Genomic DNA, 23,335 nt, shown 5'->3' on the forward strand with positions numbered 1-23,335 from the left:
TTTTTAAAATAAATCTTGTAACATTCTTTGGCGAACAGCTTCGTACAAAATCGCTCCAGCCGCAACCGAAACATTCAATGAAGCAGTTTGTCCAGCCATAGGCAATTTAATAATTTTATCCGAAATTTTAATAATAGAATCCGAAACACCATCTTCCTCACTTCCCATCACAATAGCTGCAGGAACAGAGAAATCTGCATCATAAATAAATTCTGCTGATTTTTCAGAAGCACTAAAAATTGAGATTCCAGCCGATTGTAAATATTTAATAACATTCACTAAATTTCCTTCTTTACAAACCGGAATATTATACAACGCCCCTGTCGAAGTTTTGATCGCATCTGCATTTACAGAAGCCGAACCTTTTGCTGGAATAATAATCGCGTCAACACCAACACATTCTGCTGTACGAGCGATCGCACCAAAATTACGAACATCAGAAACACGATCTAAAATCAAAATAAAAGGCGTTTTTCCTTGTTCCCAAATTTGAGGTAATACATTTTCGATTGAATCAAATTCGATTGGAGAAACGAATGCGTAAACACCTTGATGATTTTTTCCAGTAAAACGATTTAGTTTTTCTAAAGGCACATAACTTACAGGAATTTCATATTCAGTGATTAATTTTCTCAATTCTGAAAAAATTTCTCCTTGTAAACCTTTTTGAATAAAAATTTTGTCGATTGTTTTCCCTGCTTCAATCGCTTCTATTACTGGTCTTAAACCAAAAATTCCTGCTTCGTTTTTCATAAGTGCAAAGATAAAAAAATTATACGTAACTATTTACCAATCCTTCTTCTCAATTGTTGCAAATAATTTGGAAAGCTCATATACAACATGCAACCAATGACAATTAGCGAAATCATTGAGATTAAATTTAGTTTGAGATGAATGATTTTTGACACAAAAACAACCACCAAAACAACATTAAATAAGGTTTGAAAATAAAAATGTTGCGCAATTTTTCGTCCAAAATCTGATTTGCTATATGAAGCAAAAAACATAAAAAGCACTAAAATTGTAAGAATTAAACTAATTTTCATTCTAAAAAAATTCACTAAATTTGAAAGGTTAAATATACTCAAAATGCAACAATATCACGATTTATGTAAAAAGGTTTTGGCAGAAGGCGCTTTTAAAGAAGACAGAACGGGAACGGGAACGAAAAGTATTTTTGGTTACCAAATGCGTTTCGATTTGTCGGAAGGTTTTCCTTTGGTGACGACTAAAAAATTACATTTAAAATCGATTATCTACGAATTGTTATGGTTTTTGAAAGGTGATACAAACATCAAATATTTAACAGATAACGGCGTTAGAATTTGGAACGAATGGGCCGACAAAAATGGCGATTTAGGTCCTGTTTATGGACATCAATGGCGTTCATGGGGAAAACCTGACGGAGAAGTTGTTGACCAAATTAAAGTTGCAATTAATCAAATAAAAAACAATCCTGATTCGCGTAGAATAATAGTTTCTGCTTGGAATGTTGGAGAATTAGATCAAATGGCTTTAGCGCCTTGTCACGCATTTTTTCAGTTTTATGTGAATGATGGAAAATTATCGTTGCAATTGTATCAACGTAGTGCAGATATTTTCTTAGGTGTTCCATTCAATATTGCGTCTTATGCATTATTACAAATGATAGTTGCGCAAGTTTGTGAGTTAAAAGTTGGCGATTTTGTACATACGTTTGGAGATGCGCACATTTACAAAAATCATTTTGAACAAGTTGAACTACAATTAACACGCGAACCTTTTCCTCTTCCAACAATGAAAATCAATCCGAATGTAAAGGATATTTTTGATTTTACATACGAAGATTTCGAATTAGAAAATTATCAAGCTCATCCTCACATCAAAGGAATTGTAGCAGTTTAATCATAAAAAAACACTTAAAGTCTCCAAATTGGAGGCTTTTTTTGTAACTTTTCGAGAAAATTATCAACCAATAGAAATAAATTTTTACGATGAAAAAACGAATCCTTTGGCTTTCATCAGCCTTTATTATATCAAGTCTTACTTATGCGCAAGTAATGACGCCACCGCCGAGTTATAACGAAAACCAAACGAACAAATTAGATATTTATCGTGCAGAAGCAGAACGAATTAATAATCTTGTTCATACCAAATTAGATCTTAAATTTGATTATGCAAAAGAGCACGTTTTGGGTGAAGCTTGGATTACGTTGAAACCGCATTTCTATGCAACAAACAAAGTTACGTTAGACGCAAAAGCAATGTTGATTAGCGAAGTTGCTTTGGTAAATGGTGCAACAAAAAAGAAATTAAATTATAAATATGATGATTTACAATTAGTCATCGATTTAGATAAAGAATACAAAAAAGATCAAGAATATACGCTTTACATCAAGTATACAGCGCGTCCGAACGAAGTAAAACAAGAAGGAAGTGCGGCGATAAACGATGCAAAAGGTGTTTATTTTATCAATGCAAAAGGTGATCGACCAAATTATCCTACTCAAATTTGGACACAAGGCGAAACAGAATCTTCTTCTTGTTGGTTCCCGACAATTGATAAAACAAATCAAAAAACTTCGCAAGAAATCACGTTAACATATCCTGATAAATATGTTTCATTATCAAATGGAACGATGAAATCTTCGAAGAAAAATTCAGATGGAACAAAAACTGATTATTGGAAATTCGATAAAAAACATGCACCATATTTATTCTTTTTCGGGATTGGAGATTACGCAGTCATCAATGATAAATGGAAAAATATCAATGTTGATTATTATGTAGAGCCAGAATATAAAGATGTTGCGAAGCAAATTTTTGGTAATACGCCAGAAATGATTCAGTTCTTTTCTGATAAATTAAACTATCCTTATCCTTGGGACAAATACGCGCAAATGACAGCTCGTGAATATGTTTCTGGAGCAATGGAAAATACAACAGCTTCTTTATTTCATGATGGTGTTCAGCAGAAAGCTGGTCAATTAGTCGATGAAAATACGGCTGAATATGTGATTGCGCACGAATTATTTCACCATTGGTTTGGAGATTTAGTTACGGCTGAAAGTTGGGGAAATTTAACAGTGAATGAATCGTTTGCTAATTATTCTGAATATTTATGGTTTGAATATAAATACGGAAAAGAGAAAGCGGATGAGCATCGTTACAACGAAATGTTTGGTTATAAACAAGGCGATGGACCAACGAAAAATTTGGTTCGAGTTCATTACAATTCTCGCGAAGACATGTTTGATGGTGTTTCGTACAACAAAGGTGGAATTATCTTACATATGTTGAGAAACTTCTTAGGAGATGATGCTTTCTTCAAAGGTTTGAACAAATATTTGAAAGATAATGAATACGGAAAAGCTGAATCTGCTCAATTACGATTGGCTTTGGAAGAAGTTTCTGGTCGTGACTTAAATTGGTTTTTCAATCAATGGTATTACGAAAATGGTCATCCAAAATTAACAGTTGTTTCAGATTATTCTTCAGCAAATAAAAAAATAAAAGTTGTTGTTCGTCAAGATGCTTCAAAATTATTTGAATTTCCTTTTGCGATTGATATTGTCGAAAATGGAAAAACAACGCGTCAACAAGTTTGGGTTCCAAAACAAGCCGAAACTGTTTTCGAATTTGCAGCAAACCAAAAACCTGATGTCGTTATTCCAAATGCGGATCAAGTTTTATTAGCAGATATCGACGATAAAAAACCTGTTGAAGATTTTATTGCGCAATACAAAGCTGGAAAAGGAAATTACACGACACGTTTATTAGCGATTGAAGCAATGGCAAATGCGCAAGCAACTAATCCAAAAGCGGCTGATGCCTTGGTTAATGCTTTAGATGATTCATTTGATGGATTAAGAATTTATGCGATTCATAAATTGGACACAAAATCAAAAACGATTGTTGATAAAGCTTCATCAAAATTAAAACAATTGGCTTCTAATGATCCTAAAACATTGGTTCAAGCGGCTGCTTTAAGTGCTTTGAATGATGCCAATATTTATGATGTAGCAATTTTCGAGAAAGCTTCAAAAAGCCCTTCATTTAGTGTTCAAGGAGCCTCGTTAACTGGAATCTTAAAAAATAATCCTTCAAAAATTAATGATTTAACAACTAATCTTGATAATGAAGTGATTAAAGGTTCACCAGATTTAGCAATGGCATTAGTTCCGACTTGGATCAAAAATAATCAATTGGATAAAGCTGCTTTAATTTCGGAATCTGCTGCGATGTATGAATTCGTAAAATTCCAAGATCCAGAAAAAGGAAAAATTGCTGAACAAGCTTTCAATTGGATTATGAACAATGACACACCAGATGCAACGGCTGAAATTGCTAAAACATATTCGCGTTATTATCCATATTTGAATGAACAAAATCCACAAGCAGGACAAGCTGTGAAAATGATGGCTGAAAAAGCATTGCAAGTAAAAACGAATGCTGCAAAAACAATTAAATCAGCAACTATTGCAAAACAAGTGGAGCAATTACAAGATGCTATAAATAAAATGAAATAATTCACTAAAATTATTATATTTGTTAAGCTATCCTTGCAAGAGGATAGCTTTTTTTACCTTATAACTTATGATAAACATTGTAGTAGCAAAAGCAAGCAACAACGTAATTGGTGCAAAAAATGATTTGATTTGGCATTTACCAAATGATCTGAAACATTTCAAAAGTATAACTTCTGGGCATCCTATTATTATGGGACGAAAAACGTTCGAATCATTGGGTAGACCTTTACCAAATCGTACCAATATTGTTGTGACAAGAGATCAGAATTGGAATACAGAAGGTATCGAAATTGCGTCTTCTTTACCAAAAGCAATAGAAGTTGCGAAAAAAATTGACGATGATATTTACATTATCGGTGGTGGAAATATTTACAAACAAGCGATGGAATTTACTGATATTTTGTACATCACAGAAGTTCATCACGAATTTGATGGAGACACTTATTTCCCAGAAATAGACTTGGACGAATGGGAAGAAGTAGAACGAGAAGATTTCAAAAAAGATGAAAAACATCCATATGCTTACTCGTTTGTGACGTATAAAAGAATAGATTAGAAACTTTCGTGCATAAAAAAAGCAAGAATTTTGATTCTTGCTTTTATATTTTTTACACCTTAATGTTTTACATCTTGTACTTCGTCTGGATTGTGTTTGTATTTGAACACAATTGCGAACAATACCGTAACAACTAATGCGTAGCCTGCGAAAATAAACCAAGAATGTCTCCATCCTTCTAGCTGCAATGTCAAATCAGTTTGACTATACACTAAATGATTCACGATGTATTGTGCAATTAACATTCCGATTGTTGCTCCAAAACCATTGGTCATCATCATAAAAACTCCTTGTGCAGAAGAACGAATTTCTTCGTTTGTTTCTTTGTCTACATACAACGAACCTGATACATTGAAAAAATCGAAAGCGATTCCGTAAACAATCATTGATAAGATAAACATCCAAACACCAGATCCTGGATCTCCTAATCCAAATAATCCGAAACGTAAGACCCAACCTACCATTGCCATCAACATCACGATTTTGATTCCGAATCGTTTTAGCACGAAAGGAATTAATAAAATACACAATGTTTCAGAAACTTGAGACAACGAAATTAAAGCATTTGCATTACTTGCTCCCCACGTATTGGCATAATCTGGAATATCCTTAAACGTTGTGATAAATGGATTTGCATATCCATTTGTAATTTGCAAAGAAACGCCTAAAAGCATTGAAAAGATAAAGAAAATTGCCATTTTTCTATCTTTAAATAATGCAAAAGCTTTTAAACCAAATGCATCAGAAATAGATTGTTTTTCAGAACTTTTGTTAACTGGGCAATTAGGTAATAAGAAACTGTATAAAAACAATATAACTCCTAAAAATCCAGATACAAAGAACTGATAATAATTGGATTGAAAACTTACGAATGTTGGATCACTTGAAAAGTTAAATCCAAAAACACCATCTTTAAATCCAGAGAAATTAACAAATAACATCGCTACAATAAAACCAACTGTTCCAAACGTTCTGATTGGAGGAAAGGATTTGATTGTGTCTAAATTATTTTGTTTTAAAATTGTGTAGGCTGTTGAGTTAGAAAGGGCGATTGTTGGCATAAAGAACGCCACACTAACCGAATAAAGTGCGAAGATTGTTGTAAAATCTACATCGTTTCCAGCTGTCATTCCGTAATAACCTGCTGCAAACATAAAAATCGCAGCTAATAAATGATTCAATCCCAACAAACGTTGTACAGGAATCCATCTATCCGCTACAATACCCATTATTGCGGGCATAAAAATCGACACAATACCTTGCATCGCGTAAAAAAGACCAATTTTTGGACCTAAGCCAACTGATCCTAAGTAATTTCCCATAGAGGTTAGGTATGCTCCCCATACCGCAAACTCAAGGAAACTCATGATTGTAAGTCTAAGCTTTACAGACATAATTATTTGAAATAGTTATTAGTTTCCCATGTTATCGATTTGATCACGAAGGCGAGCTGCCAATTCATAATCTTCATTCTTCACAGCTTTTTCCATCTCAGTTTCAAGTTCAGATTTTGTCCAACCTTCATATTCATTGATATCAGACAAATCATTTTCCAAACCAGCCAAGATATCCAAATCATCTTCAAAGTTATTTGCTGCGCGACGTATATTTTCTTCTTCTTCAATAACGTCCAAATGAATTCCAGCTTTTTCTACAACATTATCATAGGCATAGATAGGTGCATTGAAACGAACAGCCAACGCAATTGCATCAGAAGTTCTCGAATCAATTTCGGCACGTTGTCCATCATTATTTACAAAAATAATATTCGAATAGAAAACGCCATCTTCTAATTTATAAATATAAATAGAATCAACATTCAATTGAAATTCTTTTCCTAATGAAATAAACAAATCGTGTGTTAATGGACGAGGTGGATTAATATCTTTCTCTAAAGCTAATGCGATTGATTGTGCCTCAAAGCTCCCAATAATAATTGGCAACTTTCTTCCTCCTACATTTTCCTCTAGAATCAACGCATATGCGCCAGTCTGAGTTTGACTGTAAGATATTCCTTTAATATTTAATCTAATTAAATTGTCCATTTGGGCGTAAATCTATGAAAAACTGATGAATATTTAATCTTTTTTTAATGAATAAAAAAAATCCGAACCACCTAAATGATTCGGATTGAATTTATAAGCTTAAAATGATTAAGCTTGACCTTTATATTTTTTTAACTCTTCAGTTAATTTAGGAACAATCTCAAAAGCATCTCCTACGATTCCGTAATCTGCTGCTTTGAAGAAAGGCGCTTCTGGATCATTGTTGATCACAACAATTGTTTTAGATCCGTTAACTCCAGCTAAGTGCTGAATAGCTCCTGAAATACCAACTGCGATGTATAAATTTGGCGCAATTGCTTTTCCTGTTTGTCCTACGTGCTCAGCATGAGGTCTCCAACCGATATCAGCAACTGGTTTAGATGATGCTGTAGCAGCTCCTAAAACTTTTGCTAAATCTTCGATCATTCCCCAGTTTTCAGGACCTTTCATTCCACGACCTGCAGAAACTACGATATCAGCTTCTTTCAAATCGATTTTATCAGAAGAAGCCATTTCTGTTGAAACAACTTTTACTTTAGCATCTGCATCAGAAACTGATACTGAAGCTGATTCTTCTGAACCTGAAACTGCATTTTCTTTTGCTCCGAATGCGTTTTGTAAAACTGTAACTACAACTTTTCCTGAAACTGCAACAGTCTCTACTCCTTTCCCTGAGAATGCTTTACGTGCAACTGTGAATGGAGAAACTGCTGTTGGAGCTTTTTCTACATTTGTTACTAAAGATGCTCCTGTTTTGTATGCTAAAACTGGTGCTATAGTCGCTCCTTCGTTTGTTGATGGTAAAACTACAACATCTCCTTGAGCAACTTCAGCCAAAGCTTTTGCGTAAGAATTTGCATCAAATTTTACTAAAGCTGCATTCTCAACTTTAACTACTTTAGATGCTCCATATTTATATAATTCGTCAGCAGCAGCATTTCCAAAAACGATTGCTGTAACAGTATCTCCAGCAACATCAGCTGTAGCTTTTGCATAAGAAACTGCTTCTAATCCTGCTTTTTTATATTTTCCGTCGTGTGACTCTGCGTATACAAAAATTGCCATTTTTTAATTTCTTTTTAGGTGAATAATTAGATTACTTTAGCTTCTTCGTGTAATAATCTTACCAATTCTGCTACATTGTCTTTGTCGATTAATGTTACATTACCTCTTTCAGCAGGTTTTACATAACCAACAACTTCAACTTTAGTTTCTGTTGCTTCTGGTGCAACAACTGTGATTTGTTTTGTACGCGCTTGCATAATTCCACGCATGTTAGGAATTCTTAATGCAGCTTCGTCAACCAATCCTTTTTGTCCTGCGATAACAGCTGGTAAAGCAACTTCTACAGTTTCTTTTCCTCCATCAATTTCGCGAACAGCTTTTGCAGAAGAACCTTCTACATCAAGACCGATACATCCGTTTACAAAACCATAATCTAACATTGCTGCAACTAATCCTGGTACAGAACCTCCATTATAATCAATTGATTCTTTTCCTGTCAATACTAAATCGAAACCACCATCTTTAGCAGCTTTTGCGATTTGTGTAGCAACAAAGAAATCATCACGAGCATCAGCATCAATACGAATTCCATCATTCGCACCAATTGCTAAAGCTTTACGCATAACTGGATCTACAGTTGCATCTCCAACAGTTAAAATTGTAACAGTAGCGCCTTGTTTTTCTTGTAACTCTACTGCTTTGTTTAAACTAAATTCGTCGTGCGGGTTAATAACGAACTGAACGCCATTTTTGTCAAATGATTTTCCGTCAGCTGTGAAGTTGATTTTTGCTGTAGTATCTGGTACACTACTAATACAAACTAATATCTTCATAATTTTGTGTTTACTCTTTCTTTTATGTAAAAATAACTAATTTATTTTATTATGCAAGCATAACATTGTTAATTCTTTACTAAGTCGTTACTTTTCGCTTTCAATTGTTTTTTATAAACTGAATTTGAAACCAATACACTTAGTTCGTACAATAACCAAAGAGGAATTGTAACTAAAATCATACTGTACACATCGTTTGGTGTAATTGCAGCTGCAATCACTAATACAACGATAAATGCGTGTTTACGGTATTCTTTCAAGAATTTTGGTGTTAAGATTCCAATACTCGTTAAGAAGTAAACGAAAACTGGCATCAAAAACATAACTCCCATCGATAATAATAATTGAACAAATAAATCGATATAACTTGGCAATGTCCATGTATTTCCTACACCAAAAGGATCGTAAGTAAATAAGAATTGCGTACATAATGGTAGCAGCATATAGTAGCTAAATAGTACTCCTGTCACAAAGAAAAACGAAACAGCAAAGATGGTAAATCCTGCATACTTTCGTTCAGCTTCTTTTAAGGCTGGTTTTACAAATCGCCAAATTTCAAAAATAATATAAGGAATTGCGATAATTACGCCACACACAATTACTGCAAAAAACTGTGAAGTAATCTGTCCTGATGGATTAAGATTGGTCAATTCTTTCGAAATGTCAAATGATTCAGTATAAATTTTTCCGAAACCTGTTAATTCACCAAATTGATTAAAAATATCAAACGTAGGAAAAGTTGATTTTAGTGGAGCCATAATTACATGTTCCACCAATTCGTCCCAATAAATAGCGACTGCAATAGATGTAATCACAATTGATAAAATAGAACGAACCAAATGTCCTCTCAACTCACCAATATGAGCCAAAAATGACATACTCGATTTTGTATTATCTGCCATACGCTTATTCGATTCCTTCGTTTAAAATTGAGTGAATATCCAAAATTCCATAATAATGATTTTCTTCATCAACCACCACCAATTGTCCAATACTGTTGTGACGAAGAATCGCTAAAGCTTCTCTTGCTTTTTCAGTTTTTTGAATTGTTTTCGGATTCATTGAAGCAATATTTTTCGCTGTTAAATGCGCAAAAGTTTCATTATTTAATAACATTCGGCGCAAATCTCCGTCTGTTATCACACCAACAATTTTATCATGATCAATCACAACTGTAATTCCATGACGACCTGATGTTAATGAATTAATCACTTCTGTAATCGAAGAATCTGGATGTACAAAAGGTTTTCTTTCTGGATCGACAATATTTTCAACTGTCCACAATAATCGTTTCCCTAATGCTCCACCTGGATGATATTTTGCAAAATCGTTTTGTGTAAATGCTCTCAATTTCATCAAAGCAACTGCCAAAGCATCACCCATTACTAATTGAGCTGTTGTAGAAGTTGTTGGTGCCAAATTTACTGGACAAGCTTCTTTATCAATATTAACATCCAAAACAATGTCTGAATTTTTTGCTAATTCTGATTTCAAATTTGATGTCAATCCAATCAAAACCGAAGCATATTGTTTAAGAATCGGAGCCAAGTAAGTAATCTCTGGCGTATTTCCACTTTTCGAGATGCAAATCACTACATCTTCTGGTCTTACAAGACCCAAATCGCCATGAATGGCTTCCGTCGCATGCAAAAATTGACTTGGAGTTCCGGTAGAATTTAACGTTGCTACAATTTTATTTGCAATATGTGCACTCTTTCCTACTCCAACAACTACCAACTTTCCTTTCGTGTTATATATCGCATTTACCGCATCAACAAAAGACTCGCTAATACGAGAAGCTATTGCTTCCAGCGCTTGAATTTCTTCTCGAAAAACACCTTGCGCTATTTGTATTAATTCTGAATTTCCCACAATAAAATTTCTATTGTCTATTTTTAAAATTTTTCGTACTTTTACTCTCCTTTTTTATTTACACTCAATTATATATAAATCATATAAAATTTATGTGTATATTTAAGAGTTATCAAATATAGGAACTATTTAATTTATAATATTAATTTTAGTCTTTTGTGTAGATGGAAGCCACTTCGAAAAACTTAACATCTTACCTAAAAAAATATTTTGGTTTCGACCAATTTAAAGGACAGCAGCACGAAATCATTACAAGCTTACTAAATAAAGAAGATGTATTTGTTTTGATGCCAACTGGAGGAGGTAAGTCTTTATGTTATCAATTACCGGCATTAATGTCAGATGGAGTTGCGATTATTGTATCCCCTTTAATCGCGCTGATGAAGAATCAAGTAGACGCTATACGTGGAATTTCTGAAAATGATGGAATTGCCCACGTATTAAACTCATCTTTAAATAAGTCAGAAACAAAAACAGTTATGACAGATATTAAAGATGGAGTAACTAAAATGTTGTACGTTGCGCCCGAATCTTTGACAAAAGAAGAATACATCGATTTCTTTAAATCGGTGAAAATTTCTTTTTTTGCGATTGATGAAGCGCACTGTATTTCTGAATGGGGACACGATTTTCGACCAGAATATCGTAATCTAAAAGCGATTATCAACAAAATTGGTGATGCGCCAATTATTGCTTTAACAGCAACAGCAACACCAAAAGTACAAGAAGATATTCAGAAAACTTTGGGAATGCAAAGCGCCAAAGTTTTTAAAGATTCTTTTAATCGTACGAATTTATTTTACGAAATCCGTCCAAAGGTTGATCAAGACAAACAAATCATCAAATTTATCAAACAAAACGATGGTAAATCTGGTGTGATTTATTGCTTGAGTCGAAAAAAAGTTGAAGAAATTACCCAACTTTTACAAGTAAACGGAATCAACGCTATTCCTTACCATGCAGGTTTAGACGCCAAAACACGTAGTAAACATCAAGATATGTTTTTGATGGAAGATGCAAGTGTCGTGGTCGCTACAATTGCTTTCGGAATGGGAATTGACAAGCCTGATGTACGTTTTGTGATGCATTACGATATGCCAAAATCGTTAGAAAGTTATTACCAAGAAACTGGTCGTGCAGGTCGCGACGGCGGTGAAGGTATTTGTATTGCTTTCTATGATTATAAAGATATCGAAAAGTTAGAAAAATTCTTAGCAAGTAAACCTGTTGCAGAACGCGAAGTTGGAATGCAATTACTTTCTGAGGTTGTGGCGTATGCCGAAACTTCGATGTCGCGTCGTAAATTTTTGTTACATTATTTTGGAGAAGAATTTGACGACAAAAACGGTGAAGGTGCAAATATGGACGACAATATGCGCAATCCTAAAAAAATGATTGAAGCAAAAGATGATGCCGTAATTGCCTTAAATGTTGTTCAGAAAACAAATCAAAAATTAAAATTAAATGATGTTGTAAATGTTATCGTTGGTAAAGAAACTTCGATTACAAAATCATATAATTTGAGCTCTGAAGATTTCTTCGGAATTGGAAAAGCAAAAGAAGATTATTATTGGAAATCTATTTTACGTCAATTAATTGTTCGTAATTTATTAGAGAAAGAAATCGAATCGTATGGTGTTTTAAAAATTACCAAAGCAGGAAAAGATTTCATTAGTAAACCAACTTCTTTTGAAATTGCCGAAGATATTGATTTCAAAAAATTATTATCAGAAGGTAGTTTTGATAAAGAAGAAACGTCTTCTGCTCCTATTGCTTTTGATGATGTTTTGTTGAAACAATTGAAAGATTTACGTAAAAAAATCTCTAAAAAACATCAAATTCCACCTTTTGCAGTTTTCCAAGATTCGAGTTTAGATGATATGACAATGCAATATCCAACAACCGTTAAGGAGTTAACAAATGTGTTTGGAGTTGGAGAAGGAAAAGCTCAAAAATTTGGGAAAGAATTTGTAGATTTTATTGCGCAATATGTAAAAGACAACGACATTATTCGCCCAGAAGATATGGTGATTAAACAAGTTGCGGATAAATCGAGTCACAAAGTTTATATCATTCAATCGACAGACAGAAAGTTAAATCTTGAAGATGTTGCGGAAGCAAAAAATATGACGATGAGCGATTTGCTTTCAGAAATGGAAAGTATCGTTTATCAAGGAACAAAATTGAATATCAATTATTACATTGACGAAGTTTTGGACGAAGACCAACAAGAGGAAATTTATGAATTCTTAATGGACGCAGATTCTGACTCAATGTCATCATTGTTAGATGAATTTGGTGACGATTATGATGAAGAAGAATTACGTTTGATGCGTATCAAATTCATCAGTGAAGTCGCAAATTAAACCATACAAAAAATAAACTTTCAGCCCAAGGAATGCTTATCTTTGGGCTTAATTATTACAAGAAAAATGAACAATAAAGCAATATTAATGATTTTGGACGGATGGGGAATTGGACCAAACCCTGCTGTTTCTGCAATCGCGCAAGCAAATACACCTTTTATAGATAGCTGTTTCGAAAAATTTCCACATTCTACGTTGGATACGTTTGGTTTAGCCGTTGGTTTACCAGAAGGACAAATGGGGAATTCGGAAGTTGGACATATGAATTTAGGTGCTGGACGCGTGGTTTTCCAAAACTTAGTTCGAATCAATATGGCAGTTGAAAACGGAACATTACAAAACGAACCAATCTTAAAAGATGCTTTTCAATATGCTTTAGAGAATAACAAAAAAGTACATTTCATCGGTTTAGTTTCTGATGGTGGTGTACACTCGCATATCAATCATTTGAAAGGTTTGTTGGATGCAGCAAATCAATCAGGTTTGCAACAAAATGTTTTTGTACATGCTTTCACAGATGGTCGTGATACCGATCCAAAATCTGGTGAAGGATTTATCACAGAATTGATGAATCACATGACAAAATCAACAGGAGAAATTGCTTCGATAACTGGTCGTTATTATGCAATGGATCGTGATAAACGTTGGGAACGTGTGAAATTAGCATACGATGCAATGGTAAATGCAGTTGGTGAAACAACAACAAATCCATTAGAAGCAATTCGTGCATCTTATAATGAAGGCGTGACAGATGAATTCATCAAACCGATTATTGTAACGGATGAAAATGGTCAGCCAAAAGCTAAAATCGAGAATGATGATGTCGTGATTTGTTTCAATTTCAGAACTGATCGTGGACGTGAAATTACAGAAGTTTTAACACAACATGATTTCCCAGAATTTGGAATGCATAAATTAAATCTAAAATATATCACATTAACAGAATATGATGCTACATATACTGGAGTTGCGGTAATTTTTGATGAGAAAAACATTGTGAATACATTAGGAGAAGTTATTGCAAATGCTGGTCGCAAGCAAATTCGTATTGCTGAAACTGAAAAATATCCGCACGTAACATTTTTCTTCAATGGTGGTCGCGAAGAGCCTTTCGTTGGTGAATCTCGTATTTTATGTGCTTCGCCAAGAGATGTTGCGACTTACGATTTGAAACCAGAAATGGCAGCTTACGATATTACAAATGCTATTGTTCCTGAAATTGAAAAAGAATCAGCTGATTTTATTTGTTTAAATTTCGCAAACACGGATATGGTTGGTCATACAGGTGTAATGTCTGCGGCGATAAAAGCTGCTGAAGTGGTAGATTCTTGTGCAGAAAAAATTGTAAATGCGGCTTTAGAACATGGCTACAATGTGGTGATTTTGGCCGATCACGGAAATTCAGATTTTATGATGAATGAAGACGGATCTCCTAATACGCAACACACAACGAACCCTGTTCCATTTATTTTGGCTCAGAAAGATATCGAATGGAATGTTGAGCATGGTAAACTTGGAGATATTGCGCCAACTATCTTAACTTTGATGGGAATTGAAATTCCAACCGAAATGACTGGAAATATTATTGTTCAGAAAAAATAACCTAAATAACTTTAAAATACTTACAAACATGATTAATAAAATTATTGCTGTTGACTTTGATGGAACTGTAGTAGATGATAAATATCCAGAAATTGGAAAAGCTAAAATCTTCGCTTTCGAAACATTGAAACAATTACAAAATGATGGATATCGCCTTACTTTATGGACTTATCGTAGTGGTAAATATTTAGACGAAGCAGTTGAGTTTTGTAAACAAAACGGTATTGAGTTTTATGCCATCAACAATAGTTTTGACGGAGAAGATTTTGACAAAAATACACAAAGTCGAAAAATAAATGCCGATATCTTTATCGACGACAGAAATTTAGGAGGTTTCCCAGGTTGGAGTGACGTTTATCAAATCATTACAAAAAAGATTGAATTAAGTGTTCACGCAAACGGACAAAAAGCTCCTGAGAAGAAAAAGAAAAGAGGATTTTTCGGATTATGATACATTTAAAAAGTAAAGAAGAATTAGAACTAATGTACCTAAGTGCTCAATTGGTTTCAAAAACCTTGGGTATGTTAGCCAAAGAAGTAGTGCCTGGTGTTACAACCAATCATTTAGATAAATTAGGAGGCGAATTTATTCGCGACAATGGTGGATATCCTGCGTTTTTAGGAATGTACGATTTCCCTAAAAACCTTTGTATCTCTCCAAATCAACAAGTTGTTCATGGAATTCCAAACGACGAACCGCTTAACGAAGGAGATATTGTTTCGGTAGATTGTGGTGTTTATATGAATGATTTTTATGGTGATCATGCTTATACATTTGCAGTTGGTGAAGTAGATGCTGAAACCGAAAAATTATTACGCATTACGAAAGAATCGATGTTCAAAGGAATTGAACAAATGAAAAAAGGTAATCGTGTAGGTGATATCGGTTTTGCAATTCAACAATATTGTGAAAAAGAAGGTTACGGAATCGTTCGTGAATTAGTTGGACACGGATTAGGTCGTAAAATGCACGAAGAACCACAAGTTCCGAATTATGGACGTCGTGGATCTGGTAAAAAAATTGAAGAAGGAATGGTGTTAGCTATCGAACCAATGGTAAATATGGGAACTGAAAAAGTTTTCTTTCATCCAGATGGTTGGACAGTTACAACGCGCGATGATAAATATTCGGCTCACTTCGAACATGATGTTTGTGTGGTAGATGGCGAACCAAAATTATTGTCAACTTATCAGTTTATTTACGATGCGTTAGGTATCGAATCTGATGAAGAAAAACCATTTTTATTCAAACCCTAAAAAACTTTTGTGAAAAAGCTTTTAAAAAAAATCATGAATATTCTACCTCGTCCATTGTTGATTCAAGGTAGTTATATCGTTCGTCCAGTTTTAGTTTGGTTTATGAAAGGTAATCGTTTTGTAGATCCAATTGATGGACAAGGTTATTACAGTTTGTTGCCTTATGGTTACGAAAAACAGCGTGATAATGTACTTTCACCTGGAACTTTTTCGTTAGAAAGACATCGTTTGATGTGGTTGTACCTAAAAAATGAAACGTCTTTTTTTACCGAAAAAGCAAAAGTTTTGCATATTGCGCCAGAACAATCTTTTATCAAGCGTTTTCGTGCGATGAAGAACTTAGAATACATCACAAGTGATATCGAATCGCCTTTGGCAGATGTAAAAGCAGATATTTGCGATTTACCTTTTGGTGATGATACATTTGACATTGTTTTTTGTAATCACGTTTTGGAACATATTCCTGACGATCACAAAGCGATGAGCGAATTATTTCGTGTCATGAAACCTGGAGGTTGGGGAATTTTGCAAGTTCCGATTTCATATCAACGAGATGTGACGTACGAAGATCCAACGGTTACAACAAAAGAAGAACGTAAAGAAAAATTTGGACAATATGATCACGTTCGTGTTTATGGTTTAGATTATTACAAACGTTTGGAAGACGTAGGTTTTATCGTCGAAAAAGTAGATTACACAAAACAAATTCCTTCGGAAGATGTTCAAAAATATTGTTTAGAAAAAGGTGAAATTTTACCTGTGGTTCGTAAACCAAAAGCTGAATAAAATATAAAATCCAAGAAATAATTTTCTTGGATTTTTTTATTTAAAACTTCTACGAATATCCATTTTCTCATTCACCGATTTATTAAATTCAGCGAAAGGTTGCGTACTGAAATCTTTAACTTCAAGGTTCATTTTTACATTAACATTATGATTACTTCCATCACCTCCTTTGTAATCTGTACTCCAATTGCGCATTAATTCTTTCAAAATATATTTCCCTTGATAAGGTCTATATCTGTAATAGGTATTAACAAAATTCACAGTTTGTTGACTCTTTTTTATTTCAATTCCTTCTGCATCTACTTTATATTCTACAATAGCAAAAGAATCCTTTGCCACCAAAAACCGATGAAACGAATTATTATCCAAATAAAATTCATACATCAACTCATCTCCATATTTTGTTAAGTTGACTTTTGAAGGTTTATATTTTTTATAATATTTCAGATAATCATTTACGAATTCTTTCAAAGAAACCATACCTAAAATGGGTAATAAATTTATTTTATATCCATAATTTGGCTCATTAATTATTCGTTCTTTAACCTGATTATTAGATTTTATACTCAAATTATCTTTCTTAAAACGAAGCTGCAAATCTAAATCAATGAAATCTCTTTTCGTAGAATCTACAATTTCATCAATTATAAAATTTACTTTATAAAAATGTTGTTCTGTATTGAAGTTTTTATCATAATTATCAATCACTTTCTGCAAAATATCTTCTGCTTTTAGGTTTGTGACAAAAGCTTCTTTTAGCTCAACTTCAGATACTTTTTCGAGTTTGATACTGAGTTCAGATTTTAGTTCTGAAACTTTAATTATTGCATCTTGATAATCTTTTTTCGAAACAATTAATTCATCTGTTTGCAAAACATTACTCAAATCAATAATCGCTTTTCCTTGCTGATCCGAAACAAAATTCTTCGTCGAATTCTTGAAATAAATATCCGCATCATCTAACGGTAAATTATCCGACAAATCTGCGATTGTTATATTTACAATTTGTGCGTTCACCGAAACTGCAAATAATACAAAAAGGTAAAATAGTTTAGTCATATGTTATTTAATTTTTAATAGTAATTCTACATTGATATAAGGAGATATTTTTAAAGGCATTTTATCCCATTCTTTATAATTTCGTCGTAAATATCCGTTTCTTCCAAGAAATCCTGCGCTCAACCAAACTGCTTCTTCCAATTCATTGTAAATTTCGACTGCAACATAAAAAGTTCCATTCACCATAATATTCTTATCTTTTAAATGTATTGTGTATACATTATTAGTTAAATCTTCTTCATTAATCTCGAACATCAAGTCTTGTTTCGAAATAATATTATTTGGATGCCCATCTTTTTCATCATAAATAGTTAACCTAAAAGCAGTGCGTTCGTACTTTGGTAATTTCGTAAATTCAATATTTACTTTATCTATCTTAGCAATATTTCGTGCGTTAAGCCTTACAGCAACTTCTCTAATCCGATTTTCATCTGTTACAGGAAGAAAATCTACATGAATAGTAGCGCCAGAATTTCCTGTATTTACTTTTTTTGTGAATTTAGAAACAATCGCAACTTCATTCAGTTGAATAATTTGAGGAATTAAAAAAATTTTAAAATTGTCACGTTCAATCTCATCAAGATTAATCTTTCTTAATTCAAAACCTTGTGCGTCTACAATAATCTGTTTTGTATGTTCTGTCTTCTGAAAAGAAAAATTTCCTACACTATCTGTAATAGTTAAATAATTATTATCATCAGCAAAAATTGATATATAAGACAATCCTTCATTCGTTTCTTTGGATAATATTTTTCCTTGAATAATTTGCGCATTTACCGAAATAGCAAAAAGTATAAAAAGATAGAATATTCTCATTAGCTTATTTTTCTAAATTATTATTCAAAAACTTTTCTAATTCACTTGTTGAAATATCTCTAAAAATAATTTTCCCATTTTGGTCAACTAAAAAATTGGTTGGAAAAGATGTTATTTGATTTTTTGAGGTGAATTCTCTGTTTTCGTCTAATAAATTAACCCAAGGCAATTCATACTTTTTAATTGTATTTTTCCAATTCGGAATATATTTTGTCGCTTCAGCTGAAATTGCAACAATCTCAAAACCTTTTGAATTATATTTTTGATAAACTTCTTTCAAATCTGGAAAAGAAACTAAACAAGGCTTGCATGAATGAAACCAAAAATCGATTAATGTATATTTTGTTTTATAATTTATCTGAGCAGATTTTCCTGATTGATCCTTTAAATTTTTAATTTCAGGAAAAGTTCTCCCTTGCCCAAATATTTTATTTTCTTCAATATTACTGATCAATTTCTTAAATGGAAAAGATTGTTTTACAGAAGCATCAAACTGATTTAAGATATTTTCGTAAGGATATTCTTTATAACGTTCATACTTTTCAACAATTTTCCAAAAAGCAATAACAGAACCCGGATTAGACTTCACATATTTATCCAATAACTCAATTTCATGCATCCAAACTTTATTGTACCATTTATTTATCGAATCGTTTACCTCTTTGGGAAATTCAAATTTATATTTCAAAAACATTTGACCATAATATTCATTAAAAGCATCTTCTTCTATTTTATAATCTTTGAAAAATTCATTGTACTTCACTTTCTCTGGTAAATCATTCAGTATTTCACTTCTAAAATCATTTAAATTCAGATTCAAATTTTTATTTTTTAAAAAGAATGTTCGAGAAAGTTGAAACACATTTTCTTCCTCTTGATAGCTTAAAGTATAGGGATAATAAAAAGTCGTTTTATCTATATGAAAAGTATTTTTATCTGCTGTATTTTCAATAGAATCATATACAGGATTTTCGTAATATGCTCTTATATATTGAGGTAATAATTCTAAAACGGTATTTTCGGGTAACTCTTCTACCTTAACTGTAACATTGATTTTTTGCGCATTCACACAAATTGCAAAAAAGATAAATAAGTAAACTAGTTTTTTCATATAGTTTTAAAATGATTTACGATAAAGATATATTTTAAAACTGTTAAGAATTTGTGAATCATGAAGTTTTAAATATATTTTAACAAAAAAACGCCACTCTTCGAGTGGCGTTTATAAAATATTGTAACAGTTAAAATTTTAGTGCGCTTCTAACCAATTTGCTCCTACTCCGACTTCTGCAATTAACGGAACATCCATTTGCATTGCCGCTTCCATAGTCGATTTGATTAATTCAGAAACTTTTTCTACCTCATCTTTTGGAGCATCAAAAATTAACTCATCATGTACTTGCAAAATCATTTTGGTTTGATAATTTTTCTTCAATTCTTTCTGAATTTGAATCATTGCCATTTTAACGATATCTGCCGCAGTTCCCTGTATTGGCGCATTCACTGCATTTCGCTCTGCATGCGAACGAACAACTGCATTTCTCGAATTGATATCTTTCAAATAACGACGACGCCCCATCAACGTTTCTACAAAACCTTGATCACGAGCAATCTCAACTTGTTTTTCGATATATGCTTTCAACGTTGGGTAAGTTTCATAATACGCATCAATCAATGCTTTGGCTTCTTTACGAGAAATATTCGCTTGATCTGCCAAACCGAAAGCCGAAACACCATAAATAATTCCGAAATTCACCGTTTTTGCCTGACTACGTTGTTCACGCGTCACCTCATCCAACGCCACATTAAAAACTTTTGCGGCAGTAGAAGCATGAATATCTTCTCCATGTTTGAAAGCCTCTACCATTGCAGGATCTTGTGACATTTGCGCAATCAAACGCAATTCAATTTGCGAATAATCGGCAGAAATAATCACATGATTTTCATCTCGTGCAACAAAGGCTTTACGAATCTGCTGACCTTCTTCTGAACGAATTGGAATGTTTTGTAAATTCGGATTTACAGAAGACAAACGTCCCGTTGCAGCAACCGTTTGCGCGTATGTTGTATGCACGCGACCAGTTTTTGGATTCACCAATTCTGGCAACGCATCAATATAAGTCGATTTTAATTTTTGTAATTGACGGTACTCTAAAATATCATTGATAATTGGATGTTTATCTTTCAATTTCGATAAAATTTCTTCTCCTGTTGCGTACTGACCTGTTTTGGTTTTCTTCGCTTTTGGATCTAATTGTAATTTATCAAATAAGATTTCTCCCAATTGTTTTGGCGAGTTAAGATTGAATTCTTCTCCAGCATCTTCCTGAATTTTTGCTTCCAATTCTCTTAATTTCGCTTCGTGTTTAACTGAAAGTTCTTTCAAGAACGGAACATCCAAATTAACACCTTCCAATTCCATATCAGCCAAAACTTGCATCAATGGCATTTCAAGATCAGTGAATAATTTGTGTGTATTTGCTTTGATTAATTCTGGTTCGAAAAGATTTTTCAATTGATTTGTAATATCAGAATCTTCTACTCCATATTCAGTTTGCTCCATCAACGGAACATCACGGAAATTCTTTTGATTCTTTCCTTTTTTTCCAATCAAACTTTCGATTGAAACTGGTTGATAGCTCAAATATGTTTCTGACAACACATCCATATTGTGACGCATATCTGGATTAATCAAATAATGCGCAATCATCGTATCAAAATTCTGACCTAAAACAACAATGTCATATTTGTTTAAAACTTTAATATCATATTTTAGATTTTGACCAATTTTCGAAATTGATTCATCTTCAAAAAATGGTTTAAATTCGTTGATAATTGCTTTTGTTTCCTCGAAATCAGTTGAAAAAGGAACATAATAACCTTTTCCTTTTTCCCAAGAAAATGAAATTCCAACCAATTCAGCTTCTAAAGCATCCAAAGAAGTTGTTTCCGTATCGAACGTCACTTCTTTTTGTTTTAGAATATTTCGTAATAAAATTTCTCTACCTTTTTTCGTATCGATTAATTGATATAAATGATTCGTTGTTGAAATATCTGTAAAAGCTGAATTTTGTGGAACGATTTCTTCATCAGACGTAAAATCGAACAATGATTGTTGAGCCATTTGCACTTGATTCGAAGAAATCTGACTTGCCGCAGAAATTTCTTCTTGCGCTTCTTTGATAATTCCCGAAACATCCAAACCATAAATTCTGTAAACCGTTTCTAACATACGACGGAATTCTAACTCCGTGAAAAGTTCAGTAACTTTTTCTATATCTGGCGGGCAAACCGTTAAATCTTCTTCATCAAATTCTACAGGAACATCTGTAATAATCGTTGCTAATTTCTTCGAAAGAATTCCAAGCTCTTTATTCTCTTCAATCTTTTCTTTAGCTTTCCCTTTCAGCTTATCTGTATTCGCTAAAAGGTTTTCCAATGATCCAAATTCTTTCAAATATTTACTTGCCGTTTTTGCTCCAACACCTGGTAAACCTGGAATATTATCCACAGCATCACCCATCATTCCAAGGTAATCGATAACTTGAATTGGATCGTCGATTTCAAATTTTTCTTTTACTTCTTCAATTCCCCAAATCTCAACACCTTTTCCATTTGCAGCAGGACGATACATTTTAATTTTTTCCGTTACCAATTGCGCAAAATCCTTATCGGGTGTCACCATATAAGTTGTATAACCAGCTTTCTCTGCTTTCTGTGCTAATGTTCCGATCACATCATCTGCTTCGTAACCTTCGGCGAAAAGTACTGGAATTTTTAACGCTCGTAAAATATCTTGAATATACGGAACGCCTTGACGAATGGCTTCTGGCGTTTCATCACGATTTGCTTTATATTCAGGATAATCTACCGTACGAACTGTTGCTTGACCAACATCAAAAACAACCGCCAAATGCGTTGGTTGTTCACGTCGAATGACATCGAACAAGGAATTCGTAAATCCCATAATTGCCGATGTATTGAAACCTTTTGAGTTGATTCGTGGATTTTTGATAAATGCATAATATCCTCTAAAAATTAAGGCATAAGCATCTAACAAAAAAAGTTTTTTATCTAATTGATTCATTTAATAAGTTTTAAGTATTACGCTAAACGTTTTACGCTAAACGATAATAACAAAATTGTGACGTAGAACTTATAACGTACCACGTAAAACTAAAATTTAATATTCTGGTGCTAATTCAACAACCAATCCATCCATTTCATCCGAAAGATGTAACTGACAACCTAAACGTGAATTATCTTTCACATTAAATGCCTCTGCTAACATTGCATCTTCATCAGGCGTCATTTCTGGTAATTGAATTTCTGGAGTCAACACATAACATTGACAAGAGGCACACATCGCCATTCCACCACAAATACCAATGGTTCCTTCTGGTGCTAATTCGTAGGCGCGCACAAGCTCCATGATATTCATATTCATATCAGTAGGCGCGTCAACTTCATGCGAAACACCTTCTCTATCTATAATTGTAATTTTAATATCTGCCATAATACTTTTTCAAGTTACACAAAAATACGGATTGTTTACTTTCAAAAAAAGAATATGCCTCATTGGATTATATTTAATACTAATTTTAAATAAGAACTGTTACGAATCACGAAT

General features: G+C 33.2%; 21 protein-coding genes. 8 read left to right on the plus strand and 13 right to left on the minus strand.

Going from position 1 to position 23,335, the window contains the following annotated elements; all coding sequences use genetic code 11:
- Nucleotides 1–3: 3 nt before the first annotated feature.
- Together rlmB and B2217_RS00325 are read right to left on the minus strand one after the other, a co-directional pair.
- A complete protein-coding gene (rlmB, locus tag B2217_RS00320) occupies nucleotides 4–753 on the minus strand; it encodes a 23S rRNA (guanosine(2251)-2'-O)-methyltransferase RlmB (RefSeq protein WP_038332636.1) in 750 nt (249 codons plus the stop codon).
- A gap of 29 nt (nucleotides 754–782) precedes the next feature.
- The gene (locus B2217_RS00325) at nucleotides 783–1,046 is read right to left on the minus strand and encodes a hypothetical protein (RefSeq protein ID WP_038332632.1); all 264 of its coding nucleotides are present in this window, start codon (nucleotides 1,044–1,046) and stop codon (nucleotides 783–785) included.
- Nucleotides 1,047–1,089: 43 nt separating this feature from the next.
- Here B2217_RS00325 and B2217_RS00330 point away from each other — a divergent pair, with 43 nt between their 5' ends.
- The 3 genes from B2217_RS00330 (at nucleotide 1,090) to B2217_RS00340 (ending at nucleotide 5,064) form a co-directional block, all read left to right on the plus strand.
- Nucleotides 1,090–1,884: a thymidylate synthase gene (locus B2217_RS00330; protein WP_291121938.1), complete on the plus strand. Its 795-nt coding sequence runs from the start codon at nucleotides 1,090–1,092 to the stop codon at nucleotides 1,882–1,884.
- An 89-nt stretch (nucleotides 1,885–1,973) separates the two neighbouring features.
- Entirely contained in the window at nucleotides 1,974–4,508 is a 2,535-nt protein-coding gene (locus B2217_RS00335; protein WP_291121940.1) for a M1 family metallopeptidase, read from the plus strand.
- Nucleotides 4,509–4,575: 67 nt separating this feature from the next.
- Entirely contained in the window at nucleotides 4,576–5,064 is a 489-nt protein-coding gene (locus B2217_RS00340; RefSeq protein ID WP_115001867.1) for a dihydrofolate reductase, read from the plus strand.
- Between the two features lie 59 nt (nucleotides 5,065–5,123).
- Here B2217_RS00340 and B2217_RS00345 read toward each other — a convergent pair whose 3' ends face one another.
- The 6 genes from B2217_RS00345 to B2217_RS00370 form a co-directional block, all read right to left on the minus strand.
- Nucleotides 5,124–6,458 (minus strand): MFS transporter, encoded by a 1,335-nt coding sequence (locus B2217_RS00345; protein WP_180905208.1) that lies wholly within the window; start codon nucleotides 6,456–6,458, stop codon nucleotides 5,124–5,126.
- A gap of 18 nt (nucleotides 6,459–6,476) precedes the next feature.
- Nucleotides 6,477–7,109: a bifunctional nuclease family protein gene (locus tag B2217_RS00350; RefSeq protein WP_115001870.1), complete on the minus strand. Its 633-nt coding sequence runs from the start codon at nucleotides 7,107–7,109 to the stop codon at nucleotides 6,477–6,479.
- Nucleotides 7,110–7,217: 108 nt separating this feature from the next.
- Complete coding sequence (locus B2217_RS00355) at nucleotides 7,218–8,174, minus strand: electron transfer flavoprotein subunit alpha/FixB family protein (protein ID WP_180905209.1); 957 nt, start codon at nucleotides 8,172–8,174, stop codon at nucleotides 7,218–7,220.
- Between the two features lie 26 nt (nucleotides 8,175–8,200).
- Nucleotides 8,201–8,947, minus strand: a complete 747-nt coding sequence (locus B2217_RS00360) for an electron transfer flavoprotein subunit beta/FixA family protein (protein WP_038332616.1) — start codon at nucleotides 8,945–8,947, stop codon at nucleotides 8,201–8,203.
- A gap of 68 nt (nucleotides 8,948–9,015) precedes the next feature.
- Nucleotides 9,016–9,849 (minus strand): twin-arginine translocase subunit TatC, encoded by an 834-nt coding sequence (gene tatC, locus B2217_RS00365; protein WP_115001876.1) that lies wholly within the window; start codon nucleotides 9,847–9,849, stop codon nucleotides 9,016–9,018.
- 4 nt (nucleotides 9,850–9,853) lie between these two features.
- Nucleotides 9,854–10,819: a KpsF/GutQ family sugar-phosphate isomerase gene (locus B2217_RS00370; protein WP_180905210.1), complete on the minus strand. Its 966-nt coding sequence runs from the start codon at nucleotides 10,817–10,819 to the stop codon at nucleotides 9,854–9,856.
- Nucleotides 10,820–10,983: 164 nt separating this feature from the next.
- On the opposite strand from B2217_RS00370, the gene recQ reads away from it, so the two are divergent.
- The 5 genes from recQ to B2217_RS00395 all read left to right on the plus strand — a co-directional run bounded on the left by recQ (nucleotide 10,984) and on the right by B2217_RS00395 (nucleotide 16,830).
- Nucleotides 10,984–13,185 (plus strand): DNA helicase RecQ, encoded by a 2,202-nt coding sequence (gene recQ, locus B2217_RS00375; protein WP_280045219.1) that lies wholly within the window; start codon nucleotides 10,984–10,986, stop codon nucleotides 13,183–13,185.
- A gap of 66 nt (nucleotides 13,186–13,251) precedes the next feature.
- Nucleotides 13,252–14,787, plus strand: coding sequence for a 2,3-bisphosphoglycerate-independent phosphoglycerate mutase (gene gpmI / locus B2217_RS00380; protein ID WP_280045218.1), 1,536 nt, complete (start codon nucleotides 13,252–13,254; stop codon nucleotides 14,785–14,787).
- A gap of 28 nt (nucleotides 14,788–14,815) precedes the next feature.
- The gene (locus B2217_RS00385; RefSeq protein WP_280045217.1) at nucleotides 14,816–15,238 is read left to right on the plus strand and encodes a BT0820 family HAD-type phosphatase; all 423 of its coding nucleotides are present in this window, start codon (nucleotides 14,816–14,818) and stop codon (nucleotides 15,236–15,238) included.
- A complete protein-coding gene (gene map, locus B2217_RS00390) occupies nucleotides 15,235–16,044 on the plus strand; it encodes a type I methionyl aminopeptidase (protein ID WP_038332603.1) in 810 nt (269 codons plus the stop codon). Before B2217_RS00385 ends, map begins: the two co-directional genes overlap by 4 nt.
- A gap of 9 nt (nucleotides 16,045–16,053) precedes the next feature.
- Nucleotides 16,054–16,830: a class I SAM-dependent methyltransferase gene (locus tag B2217_RS00395; RefSeq protein WP_180905213.1), complete on the plus strand. Its 777-nt coding sequence runs from the start codon at nucleotides 16,054–16,056 to the stop codon at nucleotides 16,828–16,830.
- 36 nt (nucleotides 16,831–16,866) lie between these two features.
- Here B2217_RS00395 and B2217_RS00400 read toward each other — a convergent pair whose 3' ends face one another.
- From B2217_RS00400 to B2217_RS00420, 5 genes are all read right to left on the minus strand, one after another.
- Nucleotides 16,867–17,889, minus strand: a complete 1,023-nt coding sequence (locus B2217_RS00400; RefSeq protein WP_180905214.1) for a hypothetical protein — start codon at nucleotides 17,887–17,889, stop codon at nucleotides 16,867–16,869.
- 3 nt (nucleotides 17,890–17,892) lie between these two features.
- Entirely contained in the window at nucleotides 17,893–18,705 is an 813-nt protein-coding gene (locus tag B2217_RS00405; protein ID WP_180905215.1) for a carboxypeptidase-like regulatory domain-containing protein, read from the minus strand.
- Between the two features lie 4 nt (nucleotides 18,706–18,709).
- The gene (locus tag B2217_RS00410) at nucleotides 18,710–19,816 is read right to left on the minus strand and encodes a TlpA family protein disulfide reductase (RefSeq protein ID WP_180905216.1); all 1,107 of its coding nucleotides are present in this window, start codon (nucleotides 19,814–19,816) and stop codon (nucleotides 18,710–18,712) included.
- 138 nt (nucleotides 19,817–19,954) lie between these two features.
- Nucleotides 19,955–22,792, minus strand: coding sequence for a DNA polymerase I (gene polA, locus B2217_RS00415; protein WP_291121942.1), 2,838 nt, complete (start codon nucleotides 22,790–22,792; stop codon nucleotides 19,955–19,957).
- A 96-nt stretch (nucleotides 22,793–22,888) separates the two neighbouring features.
- Nucleotides 22,889–23,221: a 2Fe-2S iron-sulfur cluster-binding protein gene (locus B2217_RS00420; protein ID WP_180905218.1), complete on the minus strand. Its 333-nt coding sequence runs from the start codon at nucleotides 23,219–23,221 to the stop codon at nucleotides 22,889–22,891.
- Nucleotides 23,222–23,335 lie beyond the last annotated feature (114 nt).

It is taken from the genome of Empedobacter sp. UBA7620 (assembly GCF_002484185.1).
Taxonomy (GTDB): domain Bacteria; phylum Bacteroidota; class Bacteroidia; order Flavobacteriales; family Weeksellaceae; genus Empedobacter; species Empedobacter falsenii_C.

Coding starts and splice junctions, on each gene's coding strand:
- B2217_RS00325 (WP_038332632.1), bottom strand. CDS start 1,046: ATGAAAATTAGTTTAATTCTTACAATTTTAGTGCTTTTTATGTTTTTT.
- B2217_RS00420 (WP_180905218.1), bottom strand. CDS start 23,221: ATGGCAGATATTAAAATTACAATTATAGATAGAGAAGGTGTTTCGCAT.
- B2217_RS00410 (WP_180905216.1), bottom strand. CDS start 19,816: ATGAAAAAACTAGTTTACTTATTTATCTTTTTTGCAATTTGTGTGAAT.
- B2217_RS00335 (WP_291121940.1), top strand. CDS start 1,974: ATGAAAAAACGAATCCTTTGGCTTTCATCAGCCTTTATTATATCAAGT.
- B2217_RS00400 (WP_180905214.1), bottom strand. CDS start 17,889: ATGACTAAACTATTTTACCTTTTTGTATTATTTGCAGTTTCGGTGAAC.
- B2217_RS00330 (WP_291121938.1), top strand. CDS start 1,090: ATGCAACAATATCACGATTTATGTAAAAAGGTTTTGGCAGAAGGCGCT.
- polA (WP_291121942.1), bottom strand. CDS start 22,792: ATGAATCAATTAGATAAAAAACTTTTTTTGTTAGATGCTTATGCCTTA.
- recQ (WP_280045219.1), top strand. CDS start 10,984: ATGGAAGCCACTTCGAAAAACTTAACATCTTACCTAAAAAAATATTTT.
- B2217_RS00405 (WP_180905215.1), bottom strand. CDS start 18,705: ATGAGAATATTCTATCTTTTTATACTTTTTGCTATTTCGGTAAATGCG.
- map (WP_038332603.1), top strand. CDS start 15,235: ATGATACATTTAAAAAGTAAAGAAGAATTAGAACTAATGTACCTAAGT.
- B2217_RS00340 (WP_115001867.1), top strand. CDS start 4,576: ATGATAAACATTGTAGTAGCAAAAGCAAGCAACAACGTAATTGGTGCA.
- tatC (WP_115001876.1), bottom strand. CDS start 9,849: ATGGCAGATAATACAAAATCGAGTATGTCATTTTTGGCTCATATTGGT.
- B2217_RS00360 (WP_038332616.1), bottom strand. CDS start 8,947: ATGAAGATATTAGTTTGTATTAGTAGTGTACCAGATACTACAGCAAAA.
- B2217_RS00355 (WP_180905209.1), bottom strand. CDS start 8,174: ATGGCAATTTTTGTATACGCAGAGTCACACGACGGAAAATATAAAAAA.
- B2217_RS00345 (WP_180905208.1), bottom strand. CDS start 6,458: ATGTCTGTAAAGCTTAGACTTACAATCATGAGTTTCCTTGAGTTTGCG.
- B2217_RS00350 (WP_115001870.1), bottom strand. CDS start 7,109: ATGGACAATTTAATTAGATTAAATATTAAAGGAATATCTTACAGTCAA.
- rlmB (WP_038332636.1), bottom strand. CDS start 753: ATGAAAAACGAAGCAGGAATTTTTGGTTTAAGACCAGTAATAGAAGCG.
- B2217_RS00385 (WP_280045217.1), top strand. CDS start 14,816: ATGATTAATAAAATTATTGCTGTTGACTTTGATGGAACTGTAGTAGAT.
- gpmI (WP_280045218.1), top strand. CDS start 13,252: ATGAACAATAAAGCAATATTAATGATTTTGGACGGATGGGGAATTGGA.